The organism is Agrobacterium sp. 22094 (genome assembly GCF_052046015.1).
Lineage (GTDB): Bacteria > Pseudomonadota > Alphaproteobacteria > Rhizobiales > Rhizobiaceae > Agrobacterium > Agrobacterium cavarae.
This window is the reverse complement of the sequence record NZ_JBQEPX010000001.1, coordinates 1,354,579-1,368,046: the sequence shown is the minus strand read 5'-3', so window position 1 is coordinate 1,368,046 and position 13,468 is coordinate 1,354,579. Positions and strand designations below refer to the sequence as shown.

Here is a 13,468-nt window from a genome sequence, read left to right as displayed (position 1 = left end):
GCGAAAACGCCATGAAACAGCGCCGGATGTCTCTGGATGACTTCCGGCACGAGGCATTGGTGGAGACATCCTCCACCAATGTCGAATGCCTCGCCCGGGCGCGTTCCGGCGATAGCGGCAATCTCTGGATGACCGCAGTCCGTCAGACCGGTGGCAAGGGCCGCCGAGGCAGGCCATGGGTCTCCGAGCCCGGCAATCTTTACGCCTCTCTTCTTCTGATTGATCCCGCACCGGCGGACCGTCTTGGTTCCTTACCTCTTGCATTTGCGCTTGCCGTCTACCGCGCAATCCGCGCCGTGCTGCCCTTCGGTGGTGCGCCACTGGAAATCAAGTGGCCTAATGATATTCTCATCGGCAGAATGAAGACCTGCGGCATTCTAATGGAAGCGGAGCAACTTGCCGATGGGCGCCGCGCGATCGTCATCGGCATCGGCATCAACATCGCCCACAAGCCTGACAATCCGCTCTATCCCGTCACCATGCTGTCGGAGCATGGCGCGTCCTGCGGACCGGACGAACTCTTTGCTCATCTTTATCGCGAGACAGCCGAGGTTCTCTCGGTCTGGAACGAGGGCAGGGGCGTGAGCGATGTCATGAGGGACTGGCGTGCAGCCGCCTGCGGTATTGGTGAGCATATCACCGTGAACTTTCCAGATCGCTCCATCGGCGGACGCTTTGCCGGGATAGACGATCACGGTTTTCTGTTGCTGGATGAGGATGACGGCCCGAGACAGGCGATCGCCGCCGGCGACGTTTTCTTCGGCTGAAGCCTCTCGCGCGATCGACCTGCGCGGCCTCGGCTTTTGAGTTTGGAGCATCCCTGCTGCTCGTAGAATCAGGGCGTCCATCCGGTCCGCGTCGGCCCGGCATCTCGGCGTTTCATCAAGTCCGGCGCGGTTGAAGGCAATGGTGGAGCGTGGCGCAAGCGCGCGGCCATTGCCCGTTGCAGATTGGATAATGACATGTCTCAACAAGATGAACTGGTCTTCCTGCCGCTTGGTGGCGTCGGCGAAATCGGTATGAACCTTGCGCTCTATGGTTATGGTCCTGCCGCCAAGCGGCAATGGATCATGGTGGATTGCGGCGTCACCTTCGCGGGCCTCGATCTGCCCGGCGTCGATCTCGTTCTGCCCGATATTCGTTTCATCGAAGCCCAGCGCCAGAACCTCAAGGGTATCATCATCACCCATGCCCATGAGGACCATTACGGCGCGCTGAACGATCTTTGGCCTGGCCTCAATGTGCCGGTCTATGCGTCCGGCTTCACTGCTGGCATGCTGGAAGCCAAGCGCAACTATGAGGGCACGCGCGCCGAGATCCCGATTTCGCCATTCAAGGCGGGCGATCGCATCAATCTCGGCCCGTTCGAGATCGAGGCCATCGGCGTCAACCACTCGATCCCTGAACCCATGTCGCTTGTCATCCGCACGCCGCTTGGCAATGTCGTCCACACAGGCGACTGGAAGATCGATGACGCGCCGTCCCTGGGGCCGCTGACAGATGAGGCACGCTTCCGCGCCGTTGGCGAGGAAGGCGTTCTGGCGCTTCTGTGCGACAGCACCAACGCCGTGCGCGATGGTGTATCTCCGTCGGAGGAACAGGTTTCCGAGGGGCTGCGCCAGATCATCGAAAATGCCGAAGGGCGTGTGGCGATCACCACCTTCTCGTCCAATGTCGGCCGTATCCGCTCCATCGCCCAAGCTGCGGAGCGCGCGGGTCGCGAAGTGCTGCTGCTCGGCTCGTCGCTGAAGCGTGTCGTCAACGTCTCGCAGGATCTCGGCATCATGGAAGGCATCAAGCCATTCCTGGCCGAAGATGAGTATGGCTACATTCCCCGCGACAAGGTGGTGGTCATTCTCACCGGCTCGCAGGGAGAGCCGCGTGCGGCACTTGCGAAACTGTCGCGCGATGAGATGCGTAATGTGGCGCTCGCCAAGGGCGACACGGTGGTCTTTTCCTCGCGCGCCATTCCAGGCAACGAAAAGGCCATTCTCGATATCAAGAACGGCCTGATCGAGCAGGGCATCCACATCATCACCGACAATGAAGCCCTGGTGCACGTTTCCGGCCACCCACGCCGCAACGAGCTGCTGCGCATGTATGAGTGGACCAAGCCGCAAATCCTCGTGCCCGTGCATGGCGAAGCAGCGCATCTCGTGGCGCAGAAGGAACTGGCCGAGCAGGCCGGGATCAAGCAGGTCCCCAAGGTCCGCAACGGCAACGTCCTGCGTCTGGCGCCTGGCCCTGCCGAAGTCATCGACGATGCCCCGCACGGCCGCGTCTTCAAGGATGGCCGTCTGGTTGGCGATTTCGAAGAAATGGGCATCGGTGACCGCCGCAAGCTCTCCTTTGCTGGTCACGTCTCGGTCAATGTCGTGCTGGACAGCCGTTACGACTTCCACGGCGATCCGGATGTCGTACCCTTCGGTCTGCCGGAATTCGACGACGAGGGCGAGGCAATGGAGGACACGCTCTATGACGCCGTTCTCGGCGCCATTGAAAGCATCCCGCGCGCGCGCCGCAAGGATCTTGACCTGCTGCGCGAAGCGGTCCGCCGCGCCGTTCGTGCTGCCGCCAACCAGACCTGGGGCAAAAAGCCGATCGTCACGGTATTCGTGACGAAGATTTGACGATAGGTTCGGTACTGCACGTATCAGCATAGGTGCAGTACCGAAGACGCTTCGTCCTGCGCGATACGTCGCTGTCTTCGGCTGAGAAATTGGGAGGATGACCATGCTTAGACGGATCAATCATATCGCCATTGCTGTGCCCGACCTTGCGGCAGCGACTGCCACCTATCGCGATGTGCTCGGTGCTGCGGTCTCGCAAGTGCAGACCCTGCCGGACCACGGGGTGAGGGTGGTGTTCGTCAACCTGCCAAACAGCAAGGTCGAACTGCTTGAGCCGCTGGATGGCAATTCCCCGATCGCGGCCTTTCTCGAAAATAATCCGTCCGGCGGCATGCATCATATCTGTTACGAGGTGGAGGACATCATCTCTGCTCGCGACAGTTTGAAAGCCGCCGGCGCACGCATACTTGGCGATGGAGAGCCGAAGATCGGCGCCCATGGAAAGCCGGTGCTTTTCCTCCATCCGAAAGATTTCTGCGGCACGCTGGTGGAGTTGGAAGAGATTTGATCGCGGGTCGTGTTTCTAAGGCGCGCGTCTTTGCTTAGAGCACCATGCGTCTCATTGGACGCACAAAGTATGCCATCTGCGTTGATCTAAGCATCGTGCCTTCCGAAAATCGATTCCGATTTTCGAGCCGATGCTGTAGGAATCGTTTGCCCGCTGCTCGGTCTTTTTCTTTCGCGCTTCTCCAAGCCCTGAATGAGACAGGAGTTGCGGGTTCTGCTCGGGGAGGTTCTACATGCAGTGGCTGTCGGTTGTTGCCGTTTTTTTCATCGTCTGGTGGACGGTTCTGTTTGTCGTGCTGCCGATTGGGCTCAGAACGCAAATGGACGACGGCGACGTGGCGCTCGGAACCGTGGCGAGCGCGCCAACGCGTTTTCAGGGTGCGAAAATCCTGATCGCCACCACGCTGATCTCGATATTGCTCTGCGCGATCTGGTACGGTGCCACCTGGTACTTCGGTGTCAGCCTCGATGATCTGCCCCGTATTATCCCGGTTTATGACTGAGTTGAGCAGGCGGACGGGCCGCGCCCACGCGCCGTGGAGTCATTTTCCGTCATAAGAATGTTGCATTTGGATAGACGGTGATTCGCTTGTCGGCCACAAGCGGGACGCGGATGGATACGCTGTCTTCCGCCAACCCACTGAAAGAAAACCGATTTCAGGGCAAAAAAAAACAAGGCGATTAAGCCTTGTTTTTCAGTTTCGCGTGATCTGTTTCCGTTTCCGGGGCTGCGAACAAGCGCGCCTAAGATCTCATCCTCCCAAGACTGACCGCGAAGACGGCAGAAATTTAAACTCCCTGCCTCTTTTGTGGGCTAAAACTAGCCCAAAGATTCCACTTTGTCACCACGTTTTTTGCATTTTTGTTACAGTCAGCAAAAAATTTCCTCATGAACATTATGTCGCAGGTGCCCCGCAAAATTATTTCTCCTGAAACCGTTCAGGAGCGAACGTCCTGTTCTCACGCGGATGTGAATGGCGTTTTTGGGACGCCCATCGTGCGGGTTTCCTTCTGCAGGAGAAACGGTTATGTACGGCGCAAATATCCTTTAATTCTGGCGATTCCCGGTAGATGGCGAGTCGTCGCACTCAGGACATAGTCATGCGTCTCAGCCGTTATTTTTTGCCCATCCTGAAGGAAAATCCCAAGGAAGCTGAAATCGTCTCTCACCGCCTCATGCTGCGTGCGGGCATGATCCGTCAGCAGAGCCAGGGCATCTACTCCTGGCTGCCGCTCGGCAAGCGCGTGATGGACAAGGTGAACCGCATCATCCGGGAAGAGCAGGACCGTTCCGGCGCGATCGAGCTTCTGATGCCGACGCTGCAATCGGCGGAGCTTTGGCAGGAAAGCGGCCGTTATGACGATTATGGCAAGGAGATGCTGCGCATCAAAGACCGCCAGGACCGTCAGATGCTCTACGGCCCGACGAACGAGGAGATGATCACTGACATCTTCCGCTCCTACGTGAAGTCCTACAAGAACCTGCCGCTGAACCTCTATCATATCCAGCTGAAGTTCCGCGACGAAGTGCGTCCGCGTTTCGGCACGATGCGCTCGCGCGAGTTCCTGATGAAGGATGCCTATTCCTTCGACCTGACGAAGGAAGCTGCGATCCATTCCTATAACAAGATGTTCGCTGCCTACCTGCGTACCTTCTCTCGTCTTGGCCTGCGCGCCATTCCGATGCGCGCCGATACTGGACCGATCGGTGGCAATCACAGCCACGAATTCATCATTCTGGCCGATACGGGTGAATCGGAAGTCTTCTGCCACAAGAGCTTCCTGGAGCAGGGCATTCCCGGCGACGACACCAATTTCGACGACGTTGCCGGTCTGCAGGGCATTTTCGATACATGGACCGCGGACTACGCCGCGACGTCTGAAATGCACGACGAGGCTGCCTTCAACGCGATTCCCGAGGGTGACCGTCTTTCCGCGCGCGGTATCGAAGTCGGTCACATCTTCTATTTCGGCACGAAGTATTCCGAGCCGATGGGTGCAAAGGTTCAGGGTCCCGATGGCAAGGAACATCCCGTCCACATGGGATCCTATGGCATTGGTCCGACACGCCTTGTTCCCGCCATCATTGAAGCCTCGCATGACGAGAACGGAATCATCTGGCCGGCGTCGGTTGCTCCTTTCGATGTCGTCATCATCAACATGAAGGCTGGCGATGCTGCCTGCGACGCGGCATGCGAGAAGCTTTATTACTCGCTGTCCAACGCCGGCAAGGATGTTCTCTACGACGATACCGATGACCGCGCAGGTCAGAAGTTCGCGACGGCCGATCTCATCGGCGTGCCTATGCAGATCATCGTCGGACCGCGCAGCATTGCTGCCGGTGAAGTCGAGGTGAAGGACCGCAAGACGGGCGCACGTGAGAACGTCACGGTCGAAGCGGCAATGAACAGGGTTCTCGGCTGAAAAGCCGACAAGGAGTGGACATGGCAAAAGCCGAGGCTGACAACGGTGCAGTTGCATCCGTGAAGGATGGGGCGGCACGGCCGTTTTCGGCTTTCGAACGCATGGTGGCTTGGCGCTACCTGCGGTCGCGCCGCAAGGAAGCCTTCATATCGGTCATCGCAGGCTTCTCGTTCGTCGGCATCATGCTGGGTGTGGCGACGCTCATCATCGTCATGGCGGTGATGAACGGTTTCCGCACCGAACTGATTTCCCGAATTCTCGGCATCAACGGTCATATGATCGTTCAGCCGATCGATCAGCCCTTCAACAATTACGATGAACTGGCGAAGAAGTTTGGCGCTATTCCCGGCGTGACGATGGCCTTACCGCTCGTGGAAGGCCAGACGCTCGCCTCCGGACGCAACGGCGCAGGCAGCGGTGCTCTCGTGCGTGGCGTGCGTCCTGAAGATCTCGAAAAGATCAAGGAGATATCCAGCAACGTCAAAGCCGGCGATCTTGTCGGCTTCATGTCGGGGCAGGGTGTTCTGGTCGGCTCAAGGCTCGCAGCACAGCTCGGCGTGACGGTGGGAGATCAGATCACCCTCATTTCACCGGAGGGTGACGTGACGCCCATGGGCGTCAATCCGCGGGTGAAGTCCTACCCGATCTCCGGTGTCTTCGAGATTGGCATGTCTGAATATGACGCGTCGATGATCTACATGCCGCTTACCGAAGCGCAGCTCTATTTCAATTCCGAGGGCATCGTCCAATCCATCGAGCTCTTCGTCAGCCATCCTGACGATGTCGATAGCATTCGTCCGCTGGTGGAAACCGCGGCAGGGCGGCAGGTCTATATCACCGACTGGAGACAGCGCAACCAGACCTTCTTCTCCGCGCTTCAGGTGGAGCGCAACGTCATGTTCATGATCCTGACGCTGATCGTTCTGGTCGCCGCGCTCAACATCATTTCCGGCCTCATCATGCTGGTGAAGGACAAGGGTAGCGACATCGCCATTCTGCGCACCATGGGTGCAACCTCCGGCGCTGTCATGCGCATCTTCTTCATGACCGGGGCTGCGATCGGCATCGTCGGCACATTTGCGGGCGTGGCACTTGGCGTTCTCGTCTGTCTGAATGTGGAATCGATCCGCCAGTTCTTCTCCTGGATTACCGGAACCGTGCTCTTCGATCCGCAGCTCTATTTCCTGAGCCAGCTGCCGGCGGAGATGGATTTGAGCGAAACGATCACCGTCATCGTCATGGCACTGACCCTGTCCTTCCTGGCAACGATCTTCCCCGCCTGGCGTGCGTCGAAGCTCGACCCCGTCCAGGCCCTGAGATACGAATAGGACCCGCTTCACACCATGGCAAAGAAAATGGCTCTACAGCTTACCGGCGTGGAACGGACCTATGGTCAGGGCGAAACGAGCCTTTCCATTCTGAAAGACGCGAATTTCGAATTGAGAAGCGGCGAGATCGTCGCGCTTGTCGCGCCATCCGGCACGGGCAAGTCGACACTGCTGCATCTGGCGGGACTGCTGGAGCATCCGGACGCGGGCGAGGTGTTCATCAGTGGCAAGCCCTGCGGTACGCTTTCCGATGAGGAGCGAACCTCCATTCGCCGCAGCGATATCGGCTTCGTCTACCAGTTTCACCATCTGCTTCCGGAGTTCTCGGCACTTGAGAATATCATGATGCCACAGATGATCGCTGGTCTCGCGCCAAAGGAAGCACAGGTGCGGGCCAAGGCGTTGCTGGATTATATGCGCATTGGCCACAGAGGCGATCATCGTCCGGCGGAACTGTCCGGCGGTGAGCAGCAGCGCGTGGCGATTGCAAGAGCCGTTGCCAATGCACCGCTTCTGCTTCTGGCAGACGAACCGACCGGCAATCTCGACCCCGAAACCGCATCCTATGTTTTCGATGCCTTGGAAGCGCTGGTGCGCCAGTCGGGCCTTGCTGCCCTCATCGCGACCCATAATCACGATCTGGCAGCACGCATGGACCGTCGCGTGACGCTGTCCGAAGGCAAGATCGTCGAGTTCTGATTGATCGCACAACGCGTTGATCCAAAAATGTAAAGGGTCCCTTGTGCGTCCAATAGAACGCACGGCGCTTTAAGTACCCTTATCCCATCAACCCCGTCTGGCCCGCCAGGCGGGGTTTTGTTTATGCGTTGATTCGCTTGAGGCTGAACTAAGGAACCGGATTGAGTCGCGTCACGTTGGCAATATGCCAGCCCAAAAAAGCTGTTGACACGGAAACAAAATGAGAACAAAGTTGGAACATAACAAGTAAGGAGAGACAAATGACCGATTTTATCCGTGACCTTGCCGCCTTTGCCTCCATCGCTCTCTTTGTTGCGAGCTTCTCTGTAATCCTCACATCCATGTGACTTGAGACCCTTCGGTCTTCCCGGCGATAGCGGTGCACAGGCATCCTTTGCCGGTGGACTTTGCTGCTCGAAGGGATCAAAATCAGCCCGATTCAGAATGACGGGAATGCAGCACAATGGGCGATCATCGTACGGAGCAAAACCACTCGGGCATGCTCTTGAAATCTCCCGGCTATGTGCACCTGCGCGTACATTCCGCCTATTCCCTGCTTGAGGGGGCGCTTCCTCTTAAGAAGATCATGGCGAAGGCTGTCGGCGATTCCCAGCCTGCCATCGCCATCACTGACACCAACAATCTTTTCGTTGCGCTGGAATTCTCGGAGAAAGCGCGAGAAGAGGGGCTGCAGCCGATCATCGGTTGCCAGCTTTCGATCGACATGCAAGATGCCGTCGAGGACAGGCGAGGCGGCAACAATCTCTCCAAGCTTCCTTCCATCGTTCTGCTTGCCGCAGATCCAGAAGGCTATGAGCGCCTGGTCGATCTGATCAGCCGCGCCTATCTCGATGGCGAGGGCAGTGGTCACGCCGTCAACATTGCCAAGTCCTGGCTGGAAGAGGCCAGCAATGCTGGATTGATCGCATTGACCGGCGCGTCCGGCGGCCCCGTCGATATGGCACTGAGAGAAGGACATGCGGCTCAGGCAAAGAGCCGACTTCTTGCGCTGAAGGACATATTTGGGGATCGGCTCTATATCGAGTTGCAGCGCCAGGGCAATTTTGACCGTGCCCATGAACGCCGCATGATTGCGCTTGCTTATGAGCACGACATTCCACTCGTCGCAACCAATGAAGCCTTCTTTCCATCCAGGTCAGATTATGAGGCGCACGACGCTCTGATGGCGGTGGCGCACAACGCCATGGTTTCGGATGACAGCCGCTTCCGTCTGACGCCTGACCATTATCTGAAAAGCCGCGACGAGATGGTGGCGCTCTTCAAGGACATTCCCGAGGCGATCGAAAATACCGTGGAGATCGCCCAGCGCTGCTCCTACGTCCTGAAAAAGCGGGGCCCCATTCTGCCGCGCTTTACCGGTGCGAGTGACGACCCGGAAGAGGCAGAACGCGCCGAGTCGCTGGAGTTGCGACGCCAGGCTGTCGAAGGTCTGGATATGCGCCTTGCCGCTCTCGGTATGGCCCCGGGCTACACCGAGCAGGAGTATCGGGATCGTCTGGATTTCGAACTTAGCGTCATCGAGCGCATGAAGTTTCCCGGCTACTTCCTGATCGTTGCCGACTTCATCAAATGGGCAAAGCAGCATGATATTCCGGTCGGCCCTGGTCGTGGTTCGGGTGCGGGATCGCTGGTCGCCTACGCGCTGACGATTACCGATGTCGATCCGCTACGCTTCTCGCTGCTCTTCGAACGCTTCCTCAACCCGGAACGCGTGTCGATGCCCGACTTCGATATCGACTTCTGCCAGGATCGTCGTGAAGAGGTGATCCGTTACGTCCAGCGCAAGTATGGCCGCGAACAGGTGGCTCAGATCATCACCTTTGGTTCGCTGCAGGCGCGCGCTGCCTTGCGTGACGTGGGCCGCGTGCTGGAAATGCCCTATGGCCAGGTGGACCGCATCTGTAAGCTGGTGCCGAACAATCCGGCCAACCCCACCCCGCTCTCCAAGGCCATCGAAGAAGAGCCACGTCTTCAGGAAGAGGCGGACAAGGAACCGGTCGTCGCTCGGCTCCTGGATATTGCCCAGAAGATCGAAGGTCTTTATCGCCACGCCTCGACACACGCCGCCGGTATCGTCATCGGCGACCGCCCGCTGTCGAAGCTCGTGCCGATGTACCGCGATCCGCGCTCCGACATGCCGGTCACCCAATTCAACATGAAATGGGTTGAAAGCGCCGGTCTGGTCAAGTTCGACTTCCTCGGCCTCAAAACCTTGACGGTACTAAAGGTCGCGGTCGACTTCGTTGCCAAGCGCGGCATCCATGTCGATCTTGCCGCCATTCCGCTGGACGATCAAAAGACGTATGAGATGCTATCGCGTGGCGAGACCATCGGCGTCTTCCAGGTGGAAAGTGCCGGCATGCGCAAGGCGCTGATCGGCATGCGTCCAGACTGCATCGAGGACATTATCGCGCTGGTGGCGCTCTACCGTCCGGGCCCTATGGAGAACATCCCGGTCTACAATGCCCGCAAGCATGGCGAAGAGGAAATCGAGTCGATCCATCCGACGATCGACCACCTCCTGAAGGAGACGCAGGGCGTTATCGTTTATCAGGAACAGGTGATGCAGATCGCCCAGGTTCTGTCCGGCTATTCGCTCGGCGAAGCCGATCTTCTGCGCCGCGCCATGGGCAAGAAGATCAAGGAGGAAATGGACAAGCAGCGCGAGCGCTTCGTTGAAGGCGCGATCCGCAACAACGTGTCCAAGGCCCAGTCCGACACGATCTTCGATCTTCTGGCCAAGTTCGCCAATTACGGCTTCAACAAGTCTCATGCCGCGGCCTATGCGATCGTCTCCTACCAGACGGCCTATATGAAGGCGCATTACCCGGTGGAATTCCTCGCTGCGTCGATGACGCTCGATATGGCGAACACCGAAAAGGTCAACGACTTCCGCCAGGATGCGGCGCGTATGGGGATCGAGATTGTCGCGCCTTCGGTACAGACATCCTTCCGGCGTTTCGAAACCGGTGAGAACCGCATCTATTATTCGCTGGCTGCCTTGAAGGGCGTCGGTGAAGGTGCGGTCGATCACATCGTTGAGGTGCGCGGCGACAAACCTTTCGCCAGCCTTGAGGATTTCTGCCAGCGGATCGATCCGAAGCAGGTCAACCGCCGCGTTCTGGAAAGCCTTATCAATGCCGGTGCGTTCGATAGCTTCGGCAGGGACCGTTCCGAGCTGATCGGCGGCCTCGATCGTATCATCGGATATTCCCAGCGTGCGCAGGAAAGCCGCGTGACCGGCCAGCACGACATGTTCGGCTCAGGTGCCGCGACTGGGCCGGAAAAGCTTGTTCTGCCTGCCTATCAGCCTTGGCTCGCCTCGGAAAAGCTACTGCGCGAGTATCAAGTGCTTGGCTTCTATCTCACGGCTCATCCGCTCGACACCTATCGCGCCGTACTCGACAAGCTTCGCGTGCAAAGCTTTGCCGATTTCTCCGCGGCGGTGAAGCAGGGGGCAACTGTCGGACGCCTGGCCGGCACGGTGACCGGCAAGCAGGAGCGCAAGACCCGCACCGGTAACAAGATGGGTATCGTGACCTTTTCGGACGCGTCGGGCCAGTATGAGGCCGTTCTTTTTTCAGAAGGGCTCGGGCAATATCGCGACCTGCTCGAAGTCGGCAAGTCGCTGGTCATTACGGTCCAGGCGGAAGAGCGGCCTGAGGGGATCGGTCTGCGCATCCAGACAGCCCAGTCGCTCGAAGAGAAATCCGTACAGATGCAGAAGGCGCTCCGCGTCTATGTCCGCGATTCCGGTCCTCTGAAAACTGTTGCGCGACATCTGAATGCCAAGGGCGACGGCTCGGTGTATTTCGTCGTTATCAAAGATGATGGGCAGCGCGAGATCGAAGTAGAACTGACGGAGAAATACCGCATCTCACCAGAGATCGCAGCCGCGCTTCGCTCCGCTCCCGGCGTTGTTGACGTCGAACTTGTTTGATTGGTGGGCGGGTGAACGTGGTTCACCCGCACCGCGATTATTGTATGTTGAATAAGCCCTAGGCAGCGGCTTTGCGAGAACGACGTACGATAAAGCGAAGAGCTCAGGCGTAAGGCGCGAATCTGAAAGATCGCGAAGCTTTAGAACAGGCTGTTTGCCGGGTAGGCGTAAGCACCGTTATCGATGAAGCCGTGACGCGACAGGCAGGCGCGCAGTGCCGCATTATGATAATAGGAATTGGTGAATGTCGTGCCCCGTGGTGGCACGCTCGCCTCGACGTTGCACCGCGCAAGCGCGTGATCGAACACGTTCAAAATGACGGGGTCGCTATCGACGGCCGGGCCGCCATAGACGCTGTAGTTTTTCGGTGCTTCAGCAGCAGACACACAGGCAAGCGCAACGACAGCGGCGCCAAGATATTTCACGTTCATAGGCAGGCTCCCCAAACAAGCTTGATGAGCCTTTAAACGTTACCGCAGCGCAGTGGTTCCTTGCGCGGCCGCGTCTGTATCATCGGCCCGAGGTCGGCACCGATCCTCGAGAGGCACGATGCCCAGATACCACCACTGCTTTCTGTATCGAAGCCTCAGTCGCGCGTGATGGTGACGAAGTCAGTGCCTTGACCGGTTTCCAAGCCGTGGCTGAGATCGGAAACGGTGATCGAGCTTCCGACAGCAAGCTGCTCCTCAAGTCGTTCACGGACGTCTGCCGGAATGTCGATACGATCAAGCACTTCGCGCAACTGATCATAACCGCCTGGGGCATCCGCAACGTCGATCCCGAGACGCTTTCGTGCAGCAATTGGAATGTGGTTTTCCAGTGTCAGTCCGTTCCACTCTGCCCTGTCGCCTTCAACGTCGATGACTTCGAAGAAATGCGTACCGAGCGCCACCTGCGGGTCTTTGATATGGATCGGTGCCTCGAAGAGCGGTTTGAAATTCTGTCGCACCATGAGTTGCCCATTGGGCGGTGCGTCGGCGCCGGTGGATGCATAAAGCGCGTTGAGGAACTCGTCGGTGACGAGCGGGCCGGTGGTCTTGATGCCCTTCCAGCGCTTGTAGCCGTTGACGGCATTGATCGTCATCTGACCCGAATAGCCATCGGCCACACCCGCGTCGAAGCCGATGCTGGTCAACAGACGCTGAACATCCATGATCTTCTCCCTTTCGCCACGCCGGGTAATCAGGATCCGCAATGGCGCACCTGTCACCTTGGACGCGACCTTGGCGGGAACGGAGCTGGTCTTCTCATTGACTGCGACTTCCACCAGCTTCAGCGATGCATCGAAGGTGGCGGGCCGCATCTCGATGTCGGAAAGCAGGCGGCCTTCGTCAGCTGCCTTGGGTTGAAGAAGGGTGGGGTGGTCGATGCGCTGCAGAGAGACATCCGCGCTCGAAATGATCACGTGAACGCCGCGGCTCGTCATGCCGTAAAGCGACTTTGCGAATTTTGCGGGCAGGCGAATGCAGCCATGCGAGGCCGGATAATTCGGGACATTTCCCTCATGCAGAGCGATGCCGGACCAGGTCAGCCGCTGCATGAACGGCATGGGGGCCGCAGAATAGATATTCGACTCGTGATATTTGCGCTTATCCAGAATCGAGAAGATGCCGCTCGGCGTCTCGTGGCCGGACTTGCCTGTGGAAACGCGCGATGTGGCGACGACCTCTCCATCTTCATAAAGGGACAGCGACTGGTCGTTCTTCGAGACGACGACCTGCAGACTGCGCGCATCACCGGCGATTGCCGCTTGCACGAGAACGGAGGTGGAAAGGAGACAGGCTCCCACAAAGCTACGCAACATCATGTTTGCTCCAACGCGATACACAACATGCCGCCAAGGAGGCAGCGGCAAGGGAGACTTACGGCGCGCTTGAAACCGCGCCAGTCAGAAGGCCGAGCATAGGCTTGGCTATTTA

10 protein-coding genes are annotated in these 13,468 nt (G+C 58.2%); 8 read left to right on the top strand and 2 right to left on the bottom strand.

What is annotated here, in order from left to right; genetic code table 11:
* The first annotated feature begins 26 nt into the window (after positions 1–26).
* The 8 genes from ACTJK5_RS06540 to dnaE all read left to right on the top strand — a co-directional run bounded on the left by ACTJK5_RS06540 (position 27) and on the right by dnaE (position 11,549).
* Entirely contained in the window at positions 27–767 is a 741-nt protein-coding gene (locus ACTJK5_RS06540; protein ID WP_440612567.1) for a biotin--[acetyl-CoA-carboxylase] ligase, read from the top strand.
* Between the two features lie 195 nt (positions 768–962).
* A complete protein-coding gene (locus tag ACTJK5_RS06535) occupies positions 963–2,630 on the top strand; it encodes a ribonuclease J (protein ID WP_062425529.1) in 1,668 nt (555 codons plus the stop codon).
* A gap of 103 nt (positions 2,631–2,733) precedes the next feature.
* Positions 2,734–3,138, top strand: coding sequence for a methylmalonyl-CoA epimerase (mce, locus tag ACTJK5_RS06530; protein WP_440612036.1), 405 nt, complete (start codon positions 2,734–2,736; stop codon positions 3,136–3,138).
* Positions 3,139–3,370: 232 nt separating this feature from the next.
* Complete coding sequence (locus ACTJK5_RS06525) at positions 3,371–3,640, top strand: DUF1467 family protein (protein ID WP_111848044.1); 270 nt, start codon at positions 3,371–3,373, stop codon at positions 3,638–3,640.
* Positions 3,641–4,238: 598 nt separating this feature from the next.
* Complete coding sequence (proS, locus tag ACTJK5_RS06520) at positions 4,239–5,561, top strand: proline--tRNA ligase (RefSeq protein WP_062437766.1); 1,323 nt, start codon at positions 4,239–4,241, stop codon at positions 5,559–5,561.
* 20 nt (positions 5,562–5,581) lie between these two features.
* A complete protein-coding gene (locus tag ACTJK5_RS06515; protein WP_062437764.1) occupies positions 5,582–6,889 on the top strand; it encodes a lipoprotein-releasing ABC transporter permease subunit in 1,308 nt (435 codons plus the stop codon).
* A 15-nt stretch (positions 6,890–6,904) separates the two neighbouring features.
* Positions 6,905–7,588: an ABC transporter ATP-binding protein gene (locus ACTJK5_RS06510; RefSeq protein WP_062437763.1), complete on the top strand. Its 684-nt coding sequence runs from the start codon at positions 6,905–6,907 to the stop codon at positions 7,586–7,588.
* A gap of 463 nt (positions 7,589–8,051) precedes the next feature.
* Positions 8,052–11,549: a DNA polymerase III subunit alpha gene (dnaE, locus tag ACTJK5_RS06505; RefSeq protein WP_335322647.1), complete on the top strand. Its 3,498-nt coding sequence runs from the start codon at positions 8,052–8,054 to the stop codon at positions 11,547–11,549.
* A 140-nt stretch (positions 11,550–11,689) separates the two neighbouring features.
* On the opposite strand, the gene ACTJK5_RS06500 is transcribed toward dnaE, so the two are convergent.
* Complete coding sequence (locus ACTJK5_RS06500) at positions 11,690–11,980, bottom strand: hypothetical protein (protein WP_062437760.1); 291 nt, start codon at positions 11,978–11,980, stop codon at positions 11,690–11,692.
* A gap of 155 nt (positions 11,981–12,135) precedes the next feature.
* On the bottom strand, positions 12,136–13,356 hold the full coding sequence (locus ACTJK5_RS06495; protein ID WP_376782017.1) for a L,D-transpeptidase family protein: 1,221 nt from the start codon (positions 13,354–13,356) through the stop codon (positions 12,136–12,138).
* Positions 13,357–13,468: the final 112 nt, after the last annotated feature.